A 24057-nucleotide genomic window follows, 5' to 3' on the forward strand; every position below is an offset into this window, starting at 1 on the left:
AGCGTATCCAACTGCGCAGGCACAACCGATAATGACATAATGACGGCGTGATCCACTTGCGCCGTGTGAAGGGCTATTTTGAAAGCGAACCCAAAAATGAAAGCTGATCAGAAAGTTGAAGCACCCTCGGGCGGCGGCAGCAAAAAACTGATCATCATTATTCTGGCTCTCGTGCTGGTGCTCGGCGCGGGTGGCGGCGGCGCCGCGTGGTTCTTCCTGCACGGCAAAGCCGATGCCGAAGAACATGAGGAAGCGCCGGCCAAGAAGAGCAAGAAGCCGAAGAAACCGGTCGGCCCGCCGGAGTACGTGCCGGTCGAACCGTTCACGGTGAACCTGCAACCGGGCGAGGCCGGCACCGACCAGTATTTGCAAGTGGCGTTCACGCTGGAAGTGAGCGGTCTCGAAGAGAAAGAGAACGTCAAGAACAATATGGCCAAGGTGCGCAGCCGCATGCTGTTGCTGTTGTCGAGCAAGCGCGCGGCCGACATCAACACGCCGGAAGGCAAAGTCCAGTTGGCCAAGGAAATCATTACCCAGCTGCGCGAACCGTTTGAAGACCGCGGTTCGCAGCAGGAAATCGAAGACGTGCTGTTCACGTCCTTCATCATCCAGTAATAGCGAGTAACAGCGAGAATCATGGCTGATAATTTTCTCTCCCAGGAAGAAGTCGATGCCCTTTTAAAGGGCGTCAACGGCGACCAAGATGACGTTGCGGCGCAAGAAGACGTCGCGGGAGTACGGACGTATAACCTGGCTACCCAGGAACGGATCGTGCGTGGGCGTATGCCGACGCTGGAAATTATCAACGAACGTTTCGCCCGCTTGCTGCGCGTCGGCCTGTTCAACTTCCTGCGCCGCAGCGCCGAGGTCTCGGTCGGCTCGGTGCGGGTGTCGAAGTACTCGGAATTCATCCGTAACCTGGTGGTGCCGACCAACCTGAACCTGGTACACATGAAGCCGCTGCGCGGCACGGCGCTGATGGTGTTCGATCCGGGCCTGGTGTTCCTGCTGGTGGACAACCTGTTCGGCGGCGATGGCCGTTTCCACACCCGCGTCGAGGGCCGCGACTTTACCCAGACCGAGCAGCGCATCATCCTGCGCATCCTGGACATCGTGTTCGAGGCTTACACCAAGTCCTGGGAACCGGTCTACCCGGTCGAGTTCGAGTACATCCGCTCGGAAATGAATACGCAGTTCGCCAACATCGCCACCCCAAACGAGGTGGTGGTGGCGTCGACCTTTACCGTGGAACTGGGCTCGGTGTCGGGCCAGATCCACTTCTGCATGCCGTACTCGATGATCGAGCCGATCCGCGATTCACTGACCTCCAGCCTGCAAGGCGAGGCGCTGGAAGTGGACAAGCGCTGGATCCGCCTGATGACGCAGCAGATCCAGATCGCCGAGGTCGAAGTGGTGGCCTCGCTGGGCACCGCCAAGGTCAATTTCGACGAGATCCTGAACATGCGCGTGGGCGACATCATCCCGCTGTCGATCCCGGAGTTCATCAGCGCCACGGTGGACGGCGTGCCGGTCATGGATTGCAGCTATGGCGTGATGAATGGCCAGTACGCGCTCAAGGTCGAGAAACTGTTAGCCAATACCGATAATCTTAAATAAGCCACACACCGGAGAGAATCATGTCGGACAATCAAGACGATCAACCGCTGGACGAAGACGATCCATGGGGTGCGGCGATCGCCGAGCAAGCGCAGGCCGAAGCGGCCGCGCTGGAGAAACAGCAAGCCGCGCAAGCGGCCAGCGCCGCCGTGTTCAAGGACTTTTCCAGCACCCCCAGCAAAACTGAAACGCACAACGATATCGACTTCATCCTCGATATCCCGGTTCAGCTGACGGTGGAACTGGGCCGCACCAAGATCGCCATCAAGAACCTGCTGCAATTGGCGCAGGGCTCGGTGGTGGAACTGGACGGCCTGGCCGGCGAGCCGATGGACGTGCTGGTCAATGGCTGCCTGATCGCCCAGGGCGAGGTGGTGGTGGTGAATGACAAGTTTGGTATCCGCCTGACTGACATCATCACGCCGTCCGAACGTATCCGAAAACTGAATAAATGAAGCACGGACTGACTTACATCCTCATCGTCGCGGCGGCTCTGGCCGCCGCGCCTGCAATGGCCCAGCGCAGCGTGTCGGGCACCATCGGCGGCGCCCATGCCGCCACCCCGGCAGCAGCCGCCGCACCGGCCCAAGCCGCACCAGCCCCTGCCGCAGAACCTGCCACAACGCCTGCCGCAACACCTGTCACACCATCGGCCGAGACACCGGCCGCCGCTGCCGCCGCGTCCGTGCCTGCCGAGGCGCCTGCTGCGGCACCAGCACCAGCCCAGCCTAGCGCGCTGGCCATGACCATCCCGACACCGCAAGCAAGCACCACCTCGACCGGCGGCGGCTTGCTGCAAACCTCGATTGCGCTGCTGTTCGTCATCGGCCTGATGCTGGGCCTGGCCTGGCTGACCAAGCGCTTCGGCCCGAAAAACTTCGGCGGCGGCAACAGCAACGTCAAGCTGGTCGGCTCGCTGAGCGTGGGCACGCGCGAGCGCATCCTGGTGGTGGAAGTGGGCGAACAGTGGATCGTGGTCGGCGCCTCGCCGGGCCGCATGAACGCGCTGGCCACCATGCCGCGCCAGGAAAGCAGCGAACCAGTGCAACCGGCCAGCGTGCCGGGCGCCAACTTCGCTGACTGGATCAAACAAACGATAGACAAACGTAATGGCAAATAAGCTGTCCGCCTACGCCAAGCCGCTGCTGATGCTGGCGGTATTGGCCCTGCCGCTGGCGGCCGGCGCCGATTCCAACATCGGCATCCCCGCCCTGAACTCGACGCCGGCACCGGGCGGCGGCACCAACTACACGCTGCCGCTGCAAACCATGCTGCTGATGACGGCGCTGACCTTCATCCCGGCCGCGCTGCTGCTGATGACCAGCTTCACCCGCATCATCATCGTGCTGTCGCTGCTGCGCCAGGCGCTGGGCACGCAGTCGGCGCCGCCGAATCAAGTCATGGTCGGCCTGGCCCTGTTCCTGACCCTGTTCGTGATGGGCCCGACTTTCGACAAGATTTACAACGAAGCTTACCTGCCGCTGCAAGAAAACAAGCTGACCATGCAGCAAGCGATGGAAAAAGGCGCGGCGCCATTAAAAACTTTCATGCTCAAGCAAACCAGGCAGGCTGACCTCGCCTTATTCGTCAAATTGTCGCGCAGCCCTGCCCTGCAAGGGCCGGAAGACGTGCCGCTGCGCATCCTGGTGCCGGCCTTTGTCACCAGCGAACTGAAAACCGCGTTCCAGATCGGCTTTGCCATCTTCATTCCATTTCTGATTATCGACATGGTGGTCGCCTCTGTACTTATGTCGATGGGCATGATGATGATGTCGCCGGCGGTGATTTCGCTGCCGTTCAAGCTGATGCTGTTCGTGCTGGTGGATGGTTGGCAGTTGCTGCTGGGCTCGCTGGCCCAGAGCTTCTACTAGGAGGCCGCAATGACGCCCGAAAGCGTGATGACCATGGGCCGCCACGCCATGGAGATTACCCTGATGATCGCCGCGCCGATGCTGCTGGTGGCGCTGATCATCGGCCTGATCGTCAGTATTTTCCAGGCCGCCACCCAGATCAACGAGCAAACGCTGTCCTTCATCCCCAAGCTGGTCGGCATTTTCGTCGCGCTGGTGGTGGCCGGGCCGTGGATGCTGGCGGTGATGCTCGACTACATGCGCGAAGTGTTCAACGGCATTCCCCTGCTGGTGGGCTGAACATTTTATCAATATGTAACAGTTTCCGATTTACTAAAAAGTTCGTCTACAATACAAAAAAGATGCCGGACGGAAATGTAACAAACCCTTATGCTGACCGTCTCTTCCGCCGATATCAATATGTGGGTCGCTGGGTTGCTGTGGCCGCTTGCCCGCATCCTGGCCCTGATTGCCGCCTCGCCGCTGCTTGGTAACAGCGCGGTGCCGGCCAGCGTCAAGGTCAGCCTGGGCGTAGCGATTGCCGTGATCGTGGTGCCGGCGGTGCCGGCGTGGCCGGCCACCGACCCGCTGTCGATGGCTGGCTTGTTGATCGTGCTGCAAGAAATGCTGATCGGCCTGGCGATGGGTTTCAGCATCCGCATCATTTTTGCGGCAGTGGAAATGGCCGGGGAAATTTCCAGTTTGACCATGGGCTTGGGCTTTGCGACGTTTTTTGACCCAACCACCCAGGGCCGCTCGTCGGCCATCAGCCAGTTCCTGTCGCTGGTGGCCACGATGGCGTTCCTGGCGGTGAATGCGCACTTGGTGCTGATCTCGGCGCTGGTAGAGAGCTTCTCCACTCTGCCGGTGTCCAGCATCCCGATCTACGGCGGCGGCTTCAAGCAGCTGGCCGACTGGGGCGGGCGGATTTTCAGCACCGGCGTGCAGTTGTCGCTGCCGATCGTGGCAGCGCTGTTGATTACCAACGTGGCGCTCGGGATTTTGACGCGCGCCGCACCGCAGTTGAACTTATTTGGGATTGGTTTTCCGATTACGCTGGGCGTGGGCTTGCTGGTGATTGCCATGACCCTGCCCTACCTCGGAACGCCGATCCAGAACCTGTTCCTGGACGGGATTGAACGTGCAAGGCTGATGCCGCGCACGTGGTCGCAGCGACCGCAAGTAGTTAAACCGGCAAGCTTGCCGGTTCGACCTCCGGGCCTGCAGCCATAGGGAAATACAATAGCCGTCACTTGATTTTTGGTTTCCATGAGGCAATAAGCCGCGTATCATGGAAGCTTGCCTGGAGAAGCCTGTAATGAGCACGATCGTACCAACTTTTACCACTGACGATATCCTCTCGTGGACGACCTATCAGATCACCACGCTGACCACCGAGGATATGCAGGCGTTTAGTTCCGACCAGATCGGCGCATTCTCCACGAACAATATCCGCGCCCTATCGACGCTGCAAATCTCGCGCCTCAGCCTTGACGGCATCCTGGGCCTGACCACCGACGCCATCCAGGCCATCAAGCCAACCAATATTCCGGTACTGACCAGCGACCAGATCCTGACGCTGAGCACCGACCAGCTGGTGGCCCTGACCACGCAGGAAATGACCGCGCTGACCTCGCGCCAGCTCAATGTGCTGGCGCCAACCCAGCTGGCGGCGCTGGAAACCAACGATATCCGCGCCCTGCTGACCCAGCAGGTCAACGCCATCAGCTCGGATCAGATCGTCAACCTGACCACCGACCAGCTCACCAGCATGAGCTCGCAGCAGCTGCGCGCCATCAGCACCCGCGCCATCGCCGCGCTGAGCACGCAGCAAGTGGCGTCGCTGACCTCCAATCAGTTGCAGCAGATCGCCACCCAGCAGATCAACTCGCTGACCGCCGGCCAGTTGTTCTACATGTCGACCGACCAGATCGCCCAGCTGAGCACGCTGCAAATTGCGTCCCTGGCTACCGCCTCGCTGCAGAACCTGAGCAGCGAACAATTCGCCGCCATCGAAACGCGCGACCTGATCTGGATGACCAGCCAGCAAATCCGCGCCCTGACCTACACCCAGCTGTCGGGCCTGAGCACCGACCAGGCGCGCGCTCTGCGCAGCAATGAGATTGCCGCCCTGCGCGCCGACCAGCTCAACGTGCTGACCACCGACCAGCTACTGGCCTTCACCTCGCTGTCGCCGTTGACTTCGGCCCAGATCGCGGGCCTGACCACCGACCAGATCACCTCGCTGGCCACCCAGACCGTGGCCGCGCTGACCAGCGCGCAATTGGCCGCCTTCAACGGCGACCAGGTGATGGCGCTGAATACCAACCAGGTGGTGGCCCTGAGCAGCTTGCAAGTGGGCGCGCTCACCACCAACGCCGTTAGCCAGCTGACCACCGACCAGATCGCCGCGATTGAAACGCGCGACATCCCGGCCCTGACCAGCAGCCAGTTGCGCGTCCTCAGCAGCGAGCAGTTGAACGCGCTGAGCACGCAGCAAGTGTTCATGCTGTCGACCGCCATCATTCCATTCCTGCGCCCGGATCAGCTGGGCATGATGAGCACCGACCAGATCGCCGCGCTGAAATCGCTGGTGACGCTGACCACCGCCCAGATTCAAGGCCTGACCACCGACCAGTTGATCTCGCTGGAAACCAAGGACGTGGTGGCGCTGACCAGCGCCCAGGTAGCCGCCTTCACCTACGACCAGGTGCAAGCGTTCACCACCGACCAAGTGGTGCTGCTGAGCTCGCAGCAAGTCGCCGGCCTGACCACCAGCATGCTGACCCAGATGACTACGGGCCAGATCGCCGCGATTGAAACGCGCGACATCACCGCCTTGAACAGCGCCCAGTTGCGGGTGCTGAGCACCGAGCAGCTGGCGGCCATGAGCACCGGCCAATACGCGGTACTGGCCAGCGACATCCTGGCCACCCTGCTGCCGGAGCAAATCGCCGCCCTGAGCAGCGACCAGTTGGCCGCGCTGAAGAACCTGCTGACGCTGACCACCGCGCAGTTTGCCGCCCTGACCACCGATCAGTTGGTCACCCTGGAAACCAAGGACTTGGTAGCCCTGACCAGCAACCAGCTGGCCGCGCTGACGGCCGACCAGGTCACCGCCCTGACCACCGACCAGGTAGTGCAGCTGACCTCGCAGCAAGTGGGCGCGCTGACCACCAGCGTGGTGGCACAGCTGAGCACGGCGCAAATTGCCGCGATCGAAACGCGCGACATCCGCGCCCTGACCACCAACCAGATCCGCGCCCTCACCACCGACCAGCTGGTAGCTCTGACCACGGCGCAGATTTACTCACTGACCACGGAAGACGCGCAAGCGCTGCGCCCGGATCAACTGGCCGCGCTGACCACCGACCAGATCGTCGCCATCAAGTCGCTGCTGCCGCTGACCACCATGCAGGTGTCGTCGCTGACCACCGACCAGATCATTGCGCTCGAAACCAAGGTCATTGCCGCCCTCACCAACGCGCAGCTGGCCTCGCTCAATATCGACCAGGTGCAGGCGCTGACCAGCGACCAGCTGGTGGCGCTGACCACCCAGCAGGTGGCCGGTCTCAACACCGTCACCCTGAGCGAACTGACCACGCAGCAAGTGCAAGCGCTGGAAACGCGCGACGTGGCCGTCCTGAGCGGCAACCAGATCCGCAGCCTCAGCACCGACCAGATCGTGGCGCTGGCCACCGACCAGGTCGCAGCCCTGAACGCCGCCGCCGAGCAGGCGCTCACGCTCGATCAGATCGCCTCGCTGACCACCGACCAGATCGTCGCCTTGAAATCGCTGGTGCCGCTGACCACCGCGCAAATCCAGGCCATGACCACGGCTCAGCTGGTATCGATCGAAAGCAAGGACGTGATCGCGCTGACCAGCGCCCAGCTGGCCGCCCTGACCAGCGACCAGGTGCAAGCGCTGACCAGCGACCAGGTGATCGGCCTGACCGTGACCCAGTTCGCCGACTTGAGCACCAATATGCTCAACACGCTGACCACCGACCAGATCCGCCTGATCGAAACGCGCGACATCGGCGCCCTGCGCACCCAGCAAGTGGCGCGCTTGTCGACCGACCAGCTGGTGTCCTTGCTGACCGACCAGTTCACCGCGCTCAGCAGCGCCGCCGTCGGCGCCCTGACCACCGACCAGATCACCGTGCTGACCAGCGACCAGCTGAACGCCATGGCCACCCTGGCCGGCGTCTCCAGCCGCCAGCTGGCCGCATTCACCACCGCGCAGCTGAGCGCGCTGACCACGCGCAACCTGGCCACGCTGGCCAGCAACCAGCTGACCGTGCTGAACTCGGATCAGGTGCAAGCCTTGACCACCGACCAGATCGTCGCCCTGAGCGGCGGCCAGTTCCGCGGCCTGAGCTCGGACGGCATTGCCGCCCTCAGCACCGACCAGGTGCGCGCGATCGAGACGCGCGACGTGGCCGTGCTGAACACCCAGCAGCTCAACAAACTGAGCACCGACCAGATCGTCGCCCTGCTGACCCAACAAATCTACGCGCTCAGCACGGCGCAGGAAGCGGCACTGACGGCCGACCAGATCAGCGTACTCAGCAGCGACCAGATCGACGCCCTGCGCACGCTGTCGGCGCTGACCACGCGCCAGATCCGCGCCCTCACCAGCGACCAGATCGGCACCATCAACTCCACCGACATCGTCACGCTGACGACGCGCCAGCTGGCCGCCTTCACCAGCGACCAGCTGCAATCGCTGGGCACCGACCAGATCATCGCCCTCAACAGCGAGCAAATTGCCGCGCTCAGCACCTCGGCCATTGCCGTGCTCAGCACCGCCGCGATTGCCGCGATTGAAACGCGCGACATCCGCGCCATGCGCACCGCGCAAATCGCCCGCCTCAGTACCGACCAGGTGATGGCGCTGCGCACCGACCAGCTGATGGCCTTCACCACCGCCGAAGTGCGCGCGCTGACCGCCGACCAGCTGGCCGTGATGAGCAGCGACCAGCTGGCCGTACTGCAACTGGCGCCGCTGGGCACCAAGCAAATCATCGCCCTGACCAGCGACCAGATTGCCACCATGGGCACGGCCGACTTTGCCGCCCTGAGCACGCAGCAAATTGGTGTGCTGACCTCCGACCAGGCCGGCGCAATTACCAGCGACCAGATGATCGCGCTGAACACCACCCAGCTGCGCGCGCTGAGCACCAGCGCCCTGGCCGCGCTGGCAACCGACCGCATCGTCGCGCTCACCAATAGCGACCTGGCCTCGCTCACCACGCGCCAGATCGCCGTGCTGACCACCGACCAGCTGCTGAGCCTGAAAACCCAGCAATTGCGCGCGCTCACCACCCAGGAAATCGCCGCGCTGACGCAACTGCAACTGGGCGCCATGAACAGCGAGCAGCTCGACGCCCTGCAGACCCTGAGCGCGCTCAGCACGCGCCAGCTGCAGGCGCTGACCAGCGACCAGATTGCCACCCTGAACCTGGCCGACCTGCGCTCGCTGACCACGCGCCAGATGGCCGCGCTGTCGACCGAACAGATCGCCGCGCTGACCACCGCCCAGATCGTTGGCATGCTGACCGAGCAACTGCGCTCGCTGGGCGTGGCTGCCATCCAGGCTCTGAGCAGCGAGCAGATCCTGGCGCTGACCGCCAACGAGCTGGCCAACATGAGCACGCGCCAGATCGCCTCGCTCACCACCGACCAGATCCTGGTGCTGCGCACCGACCAGATCCAGGCGCTGACCACGCAGGAAATTGCCGCCCTGACCACGGCGCAGAAATCGATCCTGACCAGCGACCAGCTGGGCGCCCTGAGCTCGCTGGCGAGCTTCACCACCGCCTCGATCGCGGCCCTGACCACCGACCAGATTATTTCTCTGTCGCTTGGCATCTTCGCCAACCTGACGACCAACCAGATCGCTTCGCTGAGCACCGACCAGGCCTCGGTGCTGACCACCAACCAGATCGTCGCCCTGACCACGCAGCAGGCACGCGCCCTGAGCAGCCGCCAGCTGGGCGTGCTGAGCACCGACCAGCTGCGCGCCATGGAACTACAAGACTTGCAGGCGCTGGGCACCAAGCAAATCGTCGGCCTCACCACTGACCAGGTGAGCAACCTGCTGCTGGGCCAGATCAACGGCCTGAGCACGCAAATCATCGCTGCGCTGACCACCGCGCAGGTGCACGCGCTGACCACCGACCAACTCGCTAACCTGGCCACGCTGGCGCCGCTGACCAGCCGCCAGATCGGCGCCCTGACCACCGCGCAAATCGCCAGCCTGGGCAGCATCGCCACGCTGAAAACCAACCAGATCGCCGGCCTCACCAGCGCCCAGATCGGCGCCCTGACCACTGACCAGATCGTCGCCCTGACCACCGGCCAGATTCGCAGCCTGAGCTCGGCCACCCTGGCCGCGCTGAGCACCGAGCAGGTGGTCGCCATCGAGGCGGTGGACATCGCCGCGCTGGGCAGCAACCAGATCGTCGGCCTGAACAGCGACCAGCTGGGCGCCCTGACCGCCAACCAGTTTGCCGCCATCGGCACCAAGGTACTGAGCGCCTTCACCACCAAGCAGATCGCCGCGCTGAGCACGGCACAGATCGACAGCCTGGCCTCGCTGGCGCCGCTAACCACCGCGCAAATCCGCGCCCTGACCTCGGACCAGCTCAGCAACCTGCTGCTGGGCCAGATCGTCACGCTGAAGACCCAGCAACTGAGCGTACTCAGCAGCCAGCAAGTGCAAGTGCTGACCACCGAGCAGATCGTCGCGCTGACCACCCAGCAGGTGCGCGGCCTCGGCACGGCGGCCCTGCGCTACCTGACCACCGAGCAAACCGCCGCCATCGAACTGGCCGACATTGCCGCGCTGACCACCGCGCAAGTGGCCAGCCTGACCAGCGACCAAATCCAGGCGCTGACCGTCCCGCAACTGTCGGCCTTCACCTCGCAGGAAATCGCGGCGCTGACCACGGCCCAGCTGGGCGTGATGAGCACCCAGCAGTTTGCCGCGCTGGGCAGCCTCGGCGGCCTAGGCACCAAGCAAATCGCCGGCATGAGCTCGGATCAGATCATGGCCCTGACACCGAGCCAGATCGCCAACCTGAAGACCGTGCAGCTGGCGGCGCTGACCAGCTACCAGATCCAGTTCCTGAGCTCCGACCAAATCCCGGCGCTGACCACGGCGCAAATGCGCTCGCTGTCGACCCAGGCTCTTGCCGCGCTCAGCAGCGACCAGCTCAACTACCTGGAATACGACGACATCCGCGCGCTGACCTCGCGCCAGATCGCCGCGCTGACCAGCGACCAGCTGGGCGGCCTGTCGAACACCCAGTACGGTTCCCTGACCACGCAGGAAATCGCCGGCTTCAGCACGCGCCAGATCGGCTACCTGACCACGCCGCAGCTGGAAGCGCTGAGTACCCTGACCGCGCTCAACAGCAGCCAGATCCGCGCCCTGACCACCGACCAGATCAACGCGCTGTCGGTGGGCAGCCTGATCACGCTCAAGACCAGCCAGCTGGCGGCGCTGACCAGCGCGCAAGCGGGCGGCCTGACCGATCCGCAACTGATCGCGCTGTCGACCGCACAGGTACGCGCGCTGTCCACCGGCCTGATCTCGCGCCTGAACTTGACGCAAATCGTCGCCATCGAAGTGGAAGACTTTGCCGCCATGAGCACGGCACAGCTGCGTTCGCTGACCACCGACCAGATGCAAGTGCTGACCACCGACCAGCTGCACTCGCTGAACGCGGCCAGCATTGCCGCTTTCACCCAGACGCAGATCGGCGCGCTGGATGCCAACCAGCTGGCCGCACTGGGCAATCTGTCGGACTACACCACCAACCAGATTGCCGGCCTGTCGACCACCCGCATTGCCTCGCTGACCCAGGGCGATATCGACTCGCTGAGCACGCGCCAGATCGGCGCCCTGACCTCGCTGCAAGTGTCGGTGCTGGATCAAAACCAGCTGGCCTTCCTGAGCGGCGAGCAAGTCGGCGCCCTGAGCACCAACGCGCTCAAGGGTCTGGACTTCAACAATATCCAGTTCATCGACGCTGGCGACTTTGCCTTCTTCAAGTCCTCGCAACTGGGCTCGCTCAATAGCGACCAGCTGCAAGCGCTGAGCACCGACCAGGTGGCCGCGCTGAGCACGCAAAGCCTGAACGGCGTGAAAGCCACCCAGGTGCCGCTGCTGAGTACCGACCAGCTCAACGCGCTGGGCAATATTGCCGCCCTGAGCACGGCGCAAGTGCGCGCGCTGACCACCGACCAGCTGCCGGGCCTGTCGGCGGCCCAGATTGCCGCCATGAACACCAAGCAGATCGCGGCGCTGACCAACACCCAGACGCCGATGCTGACCTCGGATCAGATCATCGCCCTCGATACCGGCGACCTGATCGCGATGAACACGCGCGCCCTGCAAGCGCTGACCACCGACCAGATCATCGCCATCGAGGCGGCCGACATCGCGGCGCTGCGTTCGGCGCAGCTGGCGGCACTGACCACCGACCAGTTCGTGTCCATCACCACCGACCAGATCGGCGTGCTGAGCACGGGCGCCATGGCCGGCATCAGCATCAACCAGGCCCACATCCTGACCACCGACCAGATCGTCGCGCTGACCGGCGGCCAGCTGCGCGCCATGAGCACCAAGGCGATTGCCGCGCTCGACACCGACCAGTTCGCGTCCATCGAGGCGGGCGACCTGGTCTCGCTGACCACCGCGCAAATCGTGGCGCTGGGCACCAAGGACATGATCTCGATCACCAACGCCCAGCTGCAGGCGCTGACCTCGCAGCAGGTGCGCGCGCTGACCACGGCGCAGGTCAACACCCTGACCACCGACCAGCTGGCGCTGATCCCGCTGGGCTGGCTGCCGACCCGCGCCATTGCCGGCCTGGCCACCGACAGCCTGAGCTCGCTGACCGACGAGCAGCTGGCGTCGCTGAGCACGGCGCAGATTGCCGTGCTGTCGACCAAGCAGATCGCCTCGCTCAACACGCACCAGATCCAGGCGCTGAGCCTGGCCCAGTGGCGCGCCATGAGCACCAATGCGATCCGCGCGCTCGACTCCGACCAGCTGGCGGCGCTGGAGCAGGAAGACCTGGCCGGTCTCAAGACCAATCAGATCGCCGCGCTGAGCACGCTGCAGGTGTCGCAGCTGAGCGTGGATCAGATGGGCCAGTTCACCACGCAGGAAATCGCCGCGCTGACGCAGGCGCAGATCAAGGCGCTGAGCACCGAGCAGCTGGCGGGCCTGGTCTCGCTGAATCCGCTGACCGCGCTGCAATTTAGCGCCCTGACCAGCGACCAGCTGCAATCGCTGGACGCCGACCACATCGCCACGCTGAAAACCGCGCAGATCGCTTCGCTGGTCAAGGCGCAGGTTGCCATCCTCAGCACCGGGCAAATCATCGCCCTGACCACGGCGCAAACGCGCGCGCTGTCGGCGGTCGGCCTGACCGGCCTGACTTCTGATCAGATCGCTGCGATGGAAGTGGAAGACGTGCAAGCGCTGAGCAGTGTGCAGATCGGCCTCCTGAGCACGCAGCAATTCAGCTCACTGACCGGCGACCAGCTGGCTGGCCTGAAAACCGCCCAGATCAAGGGCATTACCGCCAACGACATCAAGGCGCTGAGTACCGACCAGCTCAACGCCCTGTCCACGCTAGGCACGCTGAACGATACCCAGGTGCAAGCGCTGACCTCGGATCAGCTCAGCTCGATGGACGCTGACAGCTTCGAGTCGCTGCGCTCGGCGCAAATGGCGGCGCTCAAGCAGGCGCAGATCGCCATGCTGTCGACCGACCAGTTGGGCAATTTGACCACCCAGCAAGCGAGCGGCCTGACGCTGAAATACCTGACCACCGACCAGATCCCGCTGCTGAGCGTGAATGCGATGTCAGCCGTCACCTCGGCGCAGCTGCCGACGCTGACCACCGCGCAGGTTTCGGTGCTGACGGCCGATCAGCTGAACGCGCTCTCGACCCGCGCCCTGCCGTCGCTGACGCAGCTGCAAGTGCGGGCGCTGACCACCGACCAGCTCAACGGCCTCAACACCATGAGCAAGCTGGCCACGGCGCAGATTTCGTATCTGACCTCCGACCAGATCGGCATGCTGGACGACAACCTGTTCGACACCCTGAGCACGCGCCAGCTGGCCGCGTTCAACTCGACGCAGATCCTCGGCCTGACCACCTCGCAGATCGGCACCTTCAATACCGCCGAGATCGGCGCACTGTCGGCCAACGCCATCAACGCCTTCAACTCCGACCAGGTGGCGTCGCTCGATGCGACCGACATCGGGGCGCTGAAGTCGGCGCAGATCAACGGCCTGAAGGCGGCCACGATGGCGCGCCTGAGCGTCGACCAGGTGGCGGCCTTCACCACCCAGCAGATGCGCACCATGAGCAACGCCGTGCTGAAATTCATGAGCACCGACCAACTGGCCGGCTTGACCATGACCCAGGTCTCGGCGCTGACCTCGGCGCAAATCTCGGCGCTGACCACCGACCAGCGCTCGGTGCTGACGGTCAGCCCGCTGATCCTGGACCTCGACGGCAACGGCGTCACCACGCTGGGCATCGGCAGCGGTGTGCAGTTCGACATCCGCGCCAACGGCCAGAAGGTCAACACCGGCTGGGTCGGATCGGGCGACGGCTTGCTGGCACTGGACCGCAACGGCGACGGCCTCATCAACGACGGCAGCGAATTGTTCGGTACCGCAACGAACAGCAGCAGCGGCGGCAAATCCGCCGACGGCTTCGCTGCACTGGCCGACCTCGACAGCAACCATGACGGCGTGGTCGACAGCAAAGATGCGCAATACGGCGCGCTGCGCGTGTGGGTAGACAGCAATGCGGACGGCGTCAGCCAGGCCGACGAGCTGAAAACCCTGGCCTCGCTCAACATCGCCAGCCTGAAAGTGACGGCGCAGGCAAGCAGCGTGGTCGACAACGGCAACTGGATCGGCCTGCAATCGAGCTACACCAGCAGCGACGGCAGCACGCACGCGCTGGCCGACGTCTGGTTCCTGGCCGCGCATACCGCCACGCTGACGCAAGCGATCGGCAGTTACAGCCAGCAGCCGGACAGCACCAGCAGCACCGCCGGCCACCTGACCCAGCCAAGCACCGATAGCAGCCTCAACAACAGCGTCGTAGCACTGGCGGACCAGATGCAGCAATACCAGTCCACCACCGCGCTGAGCGGCGCCGCCACGGCAACGCACGAGGACTGGCTGCGCAAGCCAGCCTACGCCAACAGCAGCCAGGGCATCCTGGCTGCCAAATAAAATCAGGGTCGGCAAACAAAAACGGCCAGCTTTTACAAGCTGGCCGTTTTCATTGGAGCGGATTTTTCTTTAGCTGATGTAGTTGAACAGCGAGAGCCCGGACATGGTGGTGAACGATTTCTGCGCCGCCGTCAGCGTGGTCTGCTGCTGTGTGAACAGCGAGATCGCCGCCGTGTAGTCCACGTCCTGCAATTGCGACAAGGTGGTCGCGTACTGCAAGCCGAGGTCGTCGCCCGAGCTGTCGAGGTAGTCGATTTCTTTCAGGCGCGAACCGACCGCCGCCTGCACCGACAGCACGTTGTCGGTCGCATTGTCGACGTTCACTTGTAACTGGTTGAGCTTGTTGCTCAGGCTGGCTTGCCCGGCCGCACCGCTGCCCGGCGCGCGCAGCGCGTCGATGAAGCCTTGCACGGTGGTGAAGATCGACTGGTTGGTGGACGGCGCCACCGCGAAGTTATCGCCGTCCGCAGGGTCGCCCTTGACGTCGAACTGGATGCCGTCAAAGGTGATGTTCTGACCACTCACATAATCTTGCGGCACGGCCGGCACCGGCGCCGGCGGCACCGGATTGCCGGTGGTCAGGTCGGTCACGGTGTAGGTGGTTTTCTTGGGCACGCCCGCCGTTTCTGGCACTACCTGGAAATCAATCTGGTATTTGTGGCCGGTCAGCAGCGTCGCGTCCTTGACCGAGCCGGCGCTGATGATGCCGCTGCCATTGCGGCCGTAGTTGGCCGGATCGGCGGTGGTCACGAAGGTGCCGTTGCCGGTGACATTGCTTTCAAACACAGACGCGCCCGAATCGGTAATCGGGATGGTGCGGGTCGAGCCCACTTGCAGCGAGCGCTGGCCTTGGTCGCCCTGGTAATCGGCGCCGGTGGCGGTCTTGGTGAACGGCAGCGTGGTCGATTTGTAGCCGGAGAATACATAGCCGCCGACGCCGTCCGCCGTGTTGGCAATACCGAGCAAGTCGGCCAGGCGCGCCTCCAGTTCCACCGCCACCGATTCGCGATCCGAATCCGTGTACGAGCCATTGCCCGCCTTCACCGCCAGATCCTTGATGTCTTGCAGGATCGAGGTAGCGCTGGCCAGCGCCGTGGTTTCGGTCGACAGCACGCCCTTGGCGTTGGCGCGGTTGGTCGCCAGCTGGGTGTTGAGCGACTGCGACTGCGTCACTTCCAGCGCGCGCGCGGTGGCGATCGGATCGTCGGCTGCCGTCAAATTCTTGCGGCCGGTGGACAGCTGCTGCTGCGTACGCGACATGGCCGTCTGCAAACTCGTGATCTGCGACGAGCCGACGTCATAAATTGTCCTGGTGCTGATGCGCATAACCATGATGCTACCCTATCTGTTTAACCGCCGATGTTCAGCAAAGTGTCGAATAACTGGCTGGCCACTTGCATGACCTTGCCGCTGGCCTGATACGCTTGCTGATAGCGTAGCAGATTGGCCGCCTCTTCATCCAGATTCACACCGGACACGCTCTGCTGCGCGTTGCTGGCTTGCTTGACGGAAGCGTCCGCCGCAGTGCCGCTGATCTGCGCCTCGCGTGCCTTGGTGCCCACGTAGTTGACCATCTGGGCGTAGGTGGTCTGGAACGTGGCCTTGCCGTTGTCCAGGATGTTTTTGGTTTGCAGGGCGGCCAGCAGTGCGCCGTTGCGGCTGTCGCCGACGCCGCTGGTGTTGGGGCCGACCGTGAATTTATCCTGATCCGCCGGCGTGCCGCTGATCGTAAAGTTGACGCCGCCGAAGCTGATGTTGGCGCCGTCCGTGTACGGCACCGGCGTGCCGGCCGGGTACACGGTGGAGGTGCCGTTGGCGGTCACCGTCACGTCCTGCCCCGCCGGGAAACCGGAGAAGGTGCCAGTAGCCTGGTCGAACGTCAGCGTGGACGGCGTCGTGACCTGGTTCCCCGGCAGCAGGTAATTGTTGTCCACCGTGCCAGCCGAGATTTTGCCGTTGCCGGCATTGGTGGTCGGCGCGGCAGTCGCAATCGGCGCCGCCAGCGCGATCTTGTCGCGATCCTTGATCGCCACCGTCAAGCTCTGGGCCGCCGTGTAGGTCGGCCGCACCAGGAAGTTGTCGTTCTGTGCCGGCGTGCCGCTAATGCTGTAGGCGACGCCGTCGATCACCTGCGGCGTGGTCTGCGGGAATGGATTGATCTGCGTGACCTTGCCGTCGCTCTTGCGGGTGACGTTGAAGTTGGTGCCGTCGAAGTCCACGCTGTAATCGCTGGCGGTCAAGCCGCCCGCATCGACCACGGTTGCCGTCACCTCGGCCGTGCTGGCCGGCGAATTGCGCGTGTTGGTGCCGACATAGGCTTCGATCGGGTTGAAGAAATTGGTGCCGAGGTCGCCGTTCTCATCCTGTCCCAGCACGTGCTGGGCGTTGAAGGCGGTCACCAGCCCGGCCGCAACCTGGCCCAGCGAGTTTTGCGCGCGATCCATGGCGCCGTCGCGGAATTCCATCAGGCCGCCCAGTTGGCCGCCGGTGAAGACCTTGTCCGGCAGTTCGGTGAAGGCGCCGGCGTCAGTAACGTAACCGAGCGTCACGCGGCTGACGTCGGTTGGCGAAGTCGAGGTGCCCAGCTGGAAGGCCTTGTTGGCCACCACCAGCGGCTGGCCGGTGCCGAACTGGACGTTGAGCATATTGTTGTCGCCCGGCGTGACGGTGATTTTGACCAGCTTGTTCAGCTCGGTCAGCATCTGGTCGCGCTTGTCGAGCAGGTCGTTCGGCTCGGCGATGCTGGTGGTCAGGCCGGCGATCTGCAAGTTGATGTCGGCAATCTGCTTGGCGTAGGCGTTGATCTCGCCGACGTTGGAACTGATCTGGTTGTTGACGCCGGTCGCAATCTCGTTCAAGCGCGCCGCCATGCCCTGGAAGCGCGAGGCCAGCGATTCCGCATTCGACAGCAGCGATTGGCGCGCAGCAGCCGAGGCCGGGCTGGCGGTCGCATCCTGCACGCCGTTGAAGAAGTCTTGCAGCGCCGGCGACAGGCCTGCGGTCGGATCGGCCAGCAGGTTGTCGATCTGGCTGATCTGCGAGCTGTAGGCGTCCAGCGAGGCCTGGTTGGCCTCGGCATTGCGCAGCGAGGTGGCCAGGAAGTTGTCGTAGTAGCGGCGCACGGCCTGAATCTCGGTGCCCGAGCCCACGTAGCCGAAACCCTGGTACTGGGTGCCGGTATCGCCCTGAATCGCCACCTGGCGGTTGTAGCCGGGCGTGTTGGCGTTGGTGATGTTGTTACCCGTGGTCGATAAACCGACCTGGGCCGCCAACAAACCACTTTTACCGATGCTGAGAAGACTGGACATAATATTTTTACTCTATCTGTGAAGGGTAACGGCAGGCCGTGCCAAAACTTTATTACCCGGCCAGCGAACGCTTGATGATGCTGGTGAGCTTGGTCGCGTAATGGGGATCGGTGGCATAGCCGGCCTTTTGCAAGCCCTGCGCAAAGCTGGCGGCATCGCCGGCGCTGGCCAGCACTTTTTCGTAGCGCGGATTGCTTGCCAATAACTTGGCGTAATCCTTGAAGCTGTCGGCGTAGCTGTCGTAAGCGCGGAAGCGCTCGACCTTGGTCTGCGCCTTGCCGTTGACGTATTCGGTGGTGGTGGCCTCGACCACTTTGCCTTTCCAGTCGCCGGTGGCTTTGATGCCAAACAGGTTGTGGCTGTTGCTGCCGTCGCGGCCCTTGATCTCGCGCCGGCCCCAGCCGGACTCCAGCGCGGCCTGGCCCAGCATGAACTTGGCCGGGATGCCGGTGGCCTTGCTGGCCTCTTCCGCATGGGCCGCCAATTTGTCCTGGAAGCTGCGCACGTGCGGCGCTTGCGAGCCTTTGTTGGCGCTGTCGGTCGCAGTCGTCGTGGTGGCCGCAGCATTGCCGCCGGCCGCCGCGATCGCGCGCTGCAACTTGGCGTCCATCAAGCTGGCAGCGCCATTAAAGCTGCCATCGCCGTTAGCTGCTGAGCCTATGCCTTCGCTGCCGATCGCGAGCGCCGCCGCATCGTTCTTGGCCGACAGCTGGCGCACCAGCATATCGGCCAGGCCGATGCCCTTCTTGGCGATGTTCTGGCTGGTCTGCTGATCCAGCATGGTGGTGAACATTTTGCTCTGCTGGCTGTCCATCATGCCGTCCTGCGGCGTGGCTTCGCGCATGCTCTTCAACATCATGTTGACGAACATCGCCTCGAACTGGGTGGCGGCGGTCTTCAGCGCCTCCGGGCTGCCGGCGCGGGCCGACTGCTTGAGGCTGCCCATATCGCGCACGTCCAGCGAGAACTTGCTGCTCAGGTCGTTAGTGGTGGAAGTCTGGCTCGCCATGATCGCACCTGCTTAGATAATTTCCAGTTCCGCGCGCAGCGAACCGGCGGCCTTCATGGCCTGCAAGATGGACAACAAGTCCTGTGGCGTGGCGCCTATCGCGTTGAGCGCTTTCACCACTTCGGCCAGCGAGGCACCGCCCTTGACCATCATCACTTTGCCGCCATCGGCCTTGATGCCGACTTGCGGATTTTGCGTGACCACGGTGCGGCCGCCCGACAGCGGGTTAGGCTGGCTCACCTGGGTGTCGGCGTTGACCGATACTGACAGGTTACCGTGCGAGATGGCGCACGTATCGAGCGTGACCGCGCGGTTCATTACCACCGAACCGGTGCGCGCATTCATGATGACCTTGGCCGGCTGCTCCGCCGGGTTGACGTTCATGTCTTGCAGCGTGCCGATGAAGCTCACGCGCTGGTCGCTGCCGCTAGGCGCTTGCACGCGGATCACGCGGCTATCCAGCGCGTAAGCGATGCCGGCGCCGTACTTGTCGTTGATGGCTTCCACCACGCGGCTGGCGGTGGCGAAGTCTGCATTGTTGAGTTCGAGCTTGATCATATTGCCCTCGCCCAGGTTGGTGGCAACCGCGCGTTCCACGGTGGCGCCGCCGGAAATCTTGCCGACGCTCAGGTGGTTGACGGTCAGCGAGCTGCCGCCGCCACCGGCACCGCCGCCCGCTTGCACGCCGACGCCGCCGACCAGCACGTTGCCTTGCGCCATGCCGTAGACCTGGCCGTCCGCGCCTTTCAGCGGCGTCATCAGCAGCGTGCCGCCGCGCAAGCTCTTGGCGTTACCCATCGACGACACCGTGATGTCCAAGGTCTGGCCCGGCTGCGCAAATGGCGGCAGCGAGGCCGTCACCATCACGGCCGCGACGTTTTTCAGTTGCAGCTGCGAGCCGCCCTGTGGCAGGTTGACGCCCAGCTGTTGCAGCATCGAGATCACGCTCTGCACGGTGAACGGGGTTTGCGTGGTCTGGTCGCCGCTGCCGTCGAGGCCGACGACCAGGCCATAGCCCAGCAATTGGTTGTTACGCACGCCGGCAATGCTGGCCAGGTCCTTGATGCGCTCGGCTTGGCCCGGCAGCGCCAGCAAGGACAAGCTCAACAGCAGCGCGGCTTTGATGGAAGTTTTCATGATGGTCAGAACGGCAGCAAGCTTTGGAAGAAACGCGACGCCATCGAGGCAATCTCGGCGCGGTCGACCGAGTTGGCGGTGCGGTATTCAACGCGGGCATCGGCCACCGCGGTCGATTGCACGGTGTTGCCGGTGGCAATGCTGTCCGGGTTAATCATGCCGGAAAAGCGGATGTATTCCGTGCCCTTGTTCATGCCGATTTGTTTTTCGCCGGCCACGATCAGGTTGCCGTTGCTCAGCACTTCCACCACGGTAATGCCCATGGTGCCGGTGAAGGCGTTGCTGGCGGCCTGGGTATCGCCATCCGAGTAGGTGTTTTCCGTGCTCACCGACAGCGGATTGCCGAAGGTGCCGGCCAGCTTCTTCGGCATGGTGGCGCTGACACTGCCCGACTTGTTGCCGGTGGCGGTGCCGCTCTTGTTGGCGGAAGTGCGCTCGGTGATCACCAAGGTCAGCACATCGCCCACATGGCGCGCGCGGCGGTCTTCGAACACCGGGCGGAACGCGGCCGGCTGGTAGATGGCGCCGTTGTTCGGCACCGCCTGCATTTGCTCGGTGCTCAGCGGACGCGCGCTCATCGGGCCGGCAACGATGGAGGTCGGCGTGGTCTGGCAGGCGCTCAACGCCAGCGCGGCAACAAGAAGGGTAGCGTATTTCATGGCGGTGTCCTTACATCTGCGACAGCTTTTGCAGCATCTGGTCGGAGGTGGTGATGGCCTTGGAATTGATCTCGTATGCGCGCTGGGTCTGGATCATATTGACCATCTCCTCCACCACGTTGACGTTGGAGGTTTCGACATAGCCTTGCAGGATCAGGCCGGTGCCGTTGGCGCCCGGCGTGTTTTGCTGCGGCGCGCCCGAGGCGGTGGTTTCCACGTACAGGTTCTCGCCCTTCGATTCCAGCCCGGTCGGATTGATGAAGGTGGCCAGCTGCAGGTTGCCCAGCTGCTGGGTAGTGGTGGCGCCGTTGGTGCCGGCGATATTCACCGACACGGTGCCGTCGCGCGCCACGTTAATCGATTGCGCGGTGATCGGGATGGTGATGGCCGGTTGCAGCACGAAGCCTTCCGAGGTCACCATCTGGCCGTTCTGGTCGCGCTGGAACGAGCCGTCGCGGGTGTAGGCAGTGGTGCCGTCCGGCAGCAGCACGGTGAAGAAGCCGCTGCCGTTGACCATCAGGTCTTTATCGTTGCCGGTCGACTGGGGATTGCCTTGCGTGTGGATGCGCTCGATAGCGACGGTGCGCACACCGGTACCGAGCTGCATGCCGGACGGCAGATTGGTCTGCTGCGACGATTGCGCGCCCGGCTGGCGGATGTTCTGGTACAGCAGATCTTCGAAGACGGCGCGCGACTTCTTGAAACCGTTGGTGCTGACGTTGGCCAGATTGTGGGACGTGACGTCCATCTGCGTCTGCTGCGCTTCCATGCCAGTCTTGGCGATCCATAACGAACGTATCATGATGCTTCTCCCAATGCCGGATGAACAGTGAGGGTTCATCCCATGCAAGCATTATGCGGGAGAGGTCATCAACTCAAAGCGAGGATCTGGGTGGCTTTTGCGGCGTTATTCTCGGCGTTCTTCATCAGGCTCATTTGCATTTCAAACTGCCTTGCCAAGCTGATCATGTTGACCATGGAGTCAACCGGATTGACGTTGCTGCCCTCCAGCGCGCCATCGACCACGCGCACGTTGGCGTCGGCTTGCGCTACCGTGCCGTCGGCAATGCGGAACAGGCCGTCATCGCCGCGCAGCAGGGTCTTGGTGTCTGGATTGACCAGCTTGATGCGCCCCAGCGTGTTGGCCGGGCCCGGCTGGAAATTATTGTCGATCACGCTCACCGTGCCGTCGCTGGCGATGCTGACGTTGGTGTCGGGCGGCACCGTGATCGGGCCGCCGTCGCCGATCACCGTCTGCCCGCTGGTGGTTTGCAGGATGCCGTTTTCGGTGATCTTCAAGCTGCCGTTGCGGGTGTAGGCTTCCGAACCGTCGGCCGACTGCACCGCGATCCAGCCCTGGTCGCGGATCGCGATATCGAGCGAGCGCCCGGTGGTCTGGATCGGGCCGGCGCGCCAGTCCGAGCCGACCGTGGAGTCGACCACGAAGGCGCGCGTCGGCAAGCCCTCCGACACCACCGGCACGGCACGGAAAGTGTCGAGCTGGGCGCGGAAGCCGGTGGTGGTGGCGTTGGCCAGGTTGTTCGACACGGTGGCTTGCTGCTCCATCACGTGTCGAGCGCCGGTCATCGCGGTGTAGACGAGACGGTCCATGTTTTACCTCATTAACGCAGATTCACCAGCGTCTGCAGGATCGAGTCCTCGGTCTTGATGGTCTGCGCATTGGCCTGATAGACGCGCTGCGCGGTGATCATATTGACCAGCTCGGCCGTCAAATCGGTGTTCGAGGTTTCCACTGCGGCCGAGCGCAGCTGGCCCATCGAACCCGCGTTCGGCACGCCCACGGTTGGCGGGCCCGAGGCCGAGCTTTCCGCCCACGCGTTGTTGCCAAGCGGCGTCAAGCCATCGACGCTGGCAAAGTTGGCCATGGCGATCTGACCCATGGCGCGCGACTTGCCGTTGCTGTACTGGCCGAGGATGATGCCGTTCTCGTCAATCGAGTAACGCTGCCACGAACCGGCCGAGTAGCCGTTCTGGGTCGAACCCAGATCGTTGGTGACGCTGCCGTACTGGGTGGTTTTGTCAAACGAGGTCGCCACCGTCATCGGGATTTGCGCACCGGTGTCCGGGAAGATCGGCAGCTGGATCTGGATCGGCAAGGTGGTCGGGTTGGTCAGCGAGGTGGCCATGGCCTGCGGATCGAGTGCGCCGTTCTTGGTGAACACCAGCGTACCAGCCTTGACCGCAGGCACGGTGATGGCCGCGCCCAGGATGGCGTTAATCTGATCCGGCGTCTTGCCGGTGATCGCGCCGGTGCTGCCCGGATCGAGCGCGGTGAAGGCGGCGGTCAGCGCGTCCAGCTGGGCTTGGGTAGCAGCAGCTGGCGGCACTTGCGCAGCGCCCAGCATGGCGTTGTAAGCAGCGGTGGCGTAGTTGAAGGCGGCCTGCGCGATCGCCGTATCATCCGGCGGCGTGGCGCGCACGGCGTCGTTATAGAGGGAACGGGCGTCGATGGTCGGCTGGTCGGTCGAAACGCTGGCGGCCACGCTGGCCGAAACGATTTCCTTGTTGTCGGCAGCGGCGTACACGTCCCAGGTGTTGGCATCGGTCTTGACGTAGTAAGTCGTCATGATGTGCGCGGTGCCCAGCGAGTCGTACACGTTCAGCACGGTTTGCTTGTTGTAGCTGGTCGGATCGTTGGCGTCGAACGGGATGGTTTCCGGCACTTTTTCAGCCGAGCTCAAGTTCAGCTGGAAGTTGGCTTCGGTGGTTTGCACCGGGGTCAGGTCGGACTTGTCCAGCGTCAGCGGCACTGGAGAGCCAAGCTGAATCACGCCGGCTTTGTTGGACAGGTAGCCGGTCAACTGCGCGCCCTGTGCGTTGACCAGGGTGTGGCTGGCATCCTCGTGGAACTGGCCGTTGCGCGAATACTGCACCGCGCCGTTGACCACCATGCGGAAGAAGCCGCCGCCGTTGATCGCCACGTCCAGCGGGTTGCTGGAGGTCTCGATATTACCCTGCGTGAATTGCTGGGCCAGCTTCGATACCGTCACCCCGATACCGGCGTTATTGCCCGATACGCCGTTCAGCGAGTTGGCGTACAGGTCGGCGAACTGCGCCTGCGAGCTCTTGAAGCCCACGGTGCTGGCATTGGCGATGTTGTTGCCGATGACGTCCAGCGATTTGGATGCAGCATTCAAGCCGCTCAGTCCTTGTTGGAACATGGTATTCCCCTATGGTG

16 protein-coding genes are annotated in these 24057 nt (G+C 63.5%); 8 read left to right on the top strand and 8 right to left on the bottom strand.

The features are described from left to right. Positions 1–96 precede the first annotated feature (96 nt). The 8 genes from fliL (at position 97) to GTP45_RS16950 (ending at position 14745) form a co-directional block, all read left to right on the top strand. Positions 97–615, top strand: coding sequence for a flagellar basal body-associated protein FliL (fliL, locus tag GTP45_RS16915; protein WP_161015057.1), 519 nt, complete (start codon positions 97–99; stop codon positions 613–615). A 21-nt stretch (positions 616–636) separates the two neighbouring features. Then, on the top strand, positions 637–1617 hold the full coding sequence (gene fliM, locus GTP45_RS16920) for a flagellar motor switch protein FliM (protein ID WP_161015058.1): 981 nt from the start codon (positions 637–639) through the stop codon (positions 1615–1617). A 20-nt stretch (positions 1618–1637) separates the two neighbouring features. Then, positions 1638–2072 carry a flagellar motor switch protein FliN gene (gene fliN, locus GTP45_RS16925; protein ID WP_155468307.1) on the top strand — a complete coding sequence of 145 codons (435 nt, stop codon included), beginning with the start codon at positions 1638–1640 and terminating at the stop codon, positions 2070–2072. Next, complete coding sequence (gene fliO / locus GTP45_RS16930; RefSeq protein ID WP_229258513.1) at positions 2069–2737, top strand: flagellar biosynthetic protein FliO; 669 nt, start codon at positions 2069–2071, stop codon at positions 2735–2737. The genes fliN and fliO overlap by 4 nt, the downstream gene beginning before the upstream one ends. Beyond that, positions 2727–3488 carry a flagellar type III secretion system pore protein FliP gene (gene fliP, locus GTP45_RS16935; RefSeq protein ID WP_161015059.1) on the top strand — a complete coding sequence of 254 codons (762 nt, stop codon included), beginning with the start codon at positions 2727–2729 and terminating at the stop codon, positions 3486–3488. Before fliO ends, fliP begins: the two co-directional genes overlap by 11 nt. Before the next feature lie 9 nt (positions 3489–3497). Then, the gene (gene fliQ / locus GTP45_RS16940) at positions 3498–3767 is read left to right on the top strand and encodes a flagellar biosynthesis protein FliQ (protein WP_161015060.1); all 270 of its coding nucleotides are present in this window, start codon (positions 3498–3500) and stop codon (positions 3765–3767) included. Positions 3768–3857: 90 nt separating this feature from the next. After that, the gene (gene fliR / locus GTP45_RS16945) at positions 3858–4700 is read left to right on the top strand and encodes a flagellar biosynthetic protein FliR (protein ID WP_161015061.1); all 843 of its coding nucleotides are present in this window, start codon (positions 3858–3860) and stop codon (positions 4698–4700) included. Between the two features lie 85 nt (positions 4701–4785). Then, positions 4786–14745, top strand: a complete 9960-nt coding sequence (locus GTP45_RS16950) for a beta strand repeat-containing protein (protein ID WP_229258514.1) — start codon at positions 4786–4788, stop codon at positions 14743–14745. 69 nt (positions 14746–14814) lie between these two features. On the opposite strand, the gene flgL is transcribed toward GTP45_RS16950, so the two are convergent. The 8 genes from flgL to GTP45_RS16990 form a co-directional block, all read right to left on the bottom strand. After that, entirely contained in the window at positions 14815–16077 is a 1263-nt protein-coding gene (gene flgL, locus GTP45_RS16955; protein WP_161015062.1) for a flagellar hook-associated protein FlgL, read from the bottom strand. 17 nt (positions 16078–16094) lie between these two features. Further along, positions 16095–18053, bottom strand: a complete 1959-nt coding sequence (flgK, locus tag GTP45_RS16960; protein ID WP_161015063.1) for a flagellar hook-associated protein FlgK — start codon at positions 18051–18053, stop codon at positions 16095–16097. A gap of 52 nt (positions 18054–18105) precedes the next feature. Further along, the gene (gene flgJ / locus GTP45_RS16965) at positions 18106–19062 is read right to left on the bottom strand and encodes a flagellar assembly peptidoglycan hydrolase FlgJ (protein ID WP_161015064.1); all 957 of its coding nucleotides are present in this window, start codon (positions 19060–19062) and stop codon (positions 18106–18108) included. Positions 19063–19074: 12 nt separating this feature from the next. Next, positions 19075–20199, bottom strand: a complete 1125-nt coding sequence (locus GTP45_RS16970; protein ID WP_161015065.1) for a flagellar basal body P-ring protein FlgI — start codon at positions 20197–20199, stop codon at positions 19075–19077. 5 nt (positions 20200–20204) lie between these two features. Then, complete coding sequence (locus GTP45_RS16975) at positions 20205–20858, bottom strand: flagellar basal body L-ring protein FlgH (RefSeq protein WP_161015066.1); 654 nt, start codon at positions 20856–20858, stop codon at positions 20205–20207. A 10-nt stretch (positions 20859–20868) separates the two neighbouring features. Next, complete coding sequence (gene flgG, locus GTP45_RS16980) at positions 20869–21660, bottom strand: flagellar basal-body rod protein FlgG (RefSeq protein ID WP_161015067.1); 792 nt, start codon at positions 21658–21660, stop codon at positions 20869–20871. A gap of 68 nt (positions 21661–21728) precedes the next feature. Further along, a complete protein-coding gene (gene flgF, locus GTP45_RS16985; protein ID WP_161015068.1) occupies positions 21729–22469 on the bottom strand; it encodes a flagellar basal-body rod protein FlgF in 741 nt (246 codons plus the stop codon). 11 nt (positions 22470–22480) lie between these two features. Beyond that, positions 22481–24040: a flagellar hook protein FlgE gene (locus tag GTP45_RS16990; protein WP_161015069.1), complete on the bottom strand. Its 1560-nt coding sequence runs from the start codon at positions 24038–24040 to the stop codon at positions 22481–22483. Positions 24041–24057: the final 17 nt, after the last annotated feature.

Source organism: Duganella rivi (assembly GCF_009857435.1).
GTDB lineage: Bacteria > Pseudomonadota > Gammaproteobacteria > Burkholderiales > Burkholderiaceae_D > Rugamonas > Rugamonas rivi.

Coding starts and splice junctions, on each gene's coding strand:
- fliL (WP_161015057.1), top strand. CDS start 97: ATGAAAGCTGATCAGAAAGTTGAAGCACCCTCGGGCGGCGGCAGCAAA.
- fliM (WP_161015058.1), top strand. CDS start 637: ATGGCTGATAATTTTCTCTCCCAGGAAGAAGTCGATGCCCTTTTAAAG.
- fliN (WP_155468307.1), top strand. CDS start 1,638: ATGTCGGACAATCAAGACGATCAACCGCTGGACGAAGACGATCCATGG.
- fliO (WP_229258513.1), top strand. CDS start 2,069: ATGAAGCACGGACTGACTTACATCCTCATCGTCGCGGCGGCTCTGGCC.
- fliP (WP_161015059.1), top strand. CDS start 2,727: ATGGCAAATAAGCTGTCCGCCTACGCCAAGCCGCTGCTGATGCTGGCG.
- fliQ (WP_161015060.1), top strand. CDS start 3,498: ATGACGCCCGAAAGCGTGATGACCATGGGCCGCCACGCCATGGAGATT.
- fliR (WP_161015061.1), top strand. CDS start 3,858: ATGCTGACCGTCTCTTCCGCCGATATCAATATGTGGGTCGCTGGGTTG.
- GTP45_RS16950 (WP_229258514.1), top strand. CDS start 4,786: ATGAGCACGATCGTACCAACTTTTACCACTGACGATATCCTCTCGTGG.
- flgL (WP_161015062.1), bottom strand. CDS start 16,077: ATGGTTATGCGCATCAGCACCAGGACAATTTATGACGTCGGCTCGTCG.
- flgK (WP_161015063.1), bottom strand. CDS start 18,053: ATGTCCAGTCTTCTCAGCATCGGTAAAAGTGGTTTGTTGGCGGCCCAG.
- flgJ (WP_161015064.1), bottom strand. CDS start 19,062: ATGGCGAGCCAGACTTCCACCACTAACGACCTGAGCAGCAAGTTCTCG.
- GTP45_RS16970 (WP_161015065.1), bottom strand. CDS start 20,199: ATGAAAACTTCCATCAAAGCCGCGCTGCTGTTGAGCTTGTCCTTGCTG.
- GTP45_RS16975 (WP_161015066.1), bottom strand. CDS start 20,858: ATGAAATACGCTACCCTTCTTGTTGCCGCGCTGGCGTTGAGCGCCTGC.
- flgG (WP_161015067.1), bottom strand. CDS start 21,660: ATGATACGTTCGTTATGGATCGCCAAGACTGGCATGGAAGCGCAGCAG.
- flgF (WP_161015068.1), bottom strand. CDS start 22,469: ATGGACCGTCTCGTCTACACCGCGATGACCGGCGCTCGACACGTGATG.
- GTP45_RS16990 (WP_161015069.1), bottom strand. CDS start 24,040: ATGTTCCAACAAGGACTGAGCGGCTTGAATGCTGCATCCAAATCGCTG.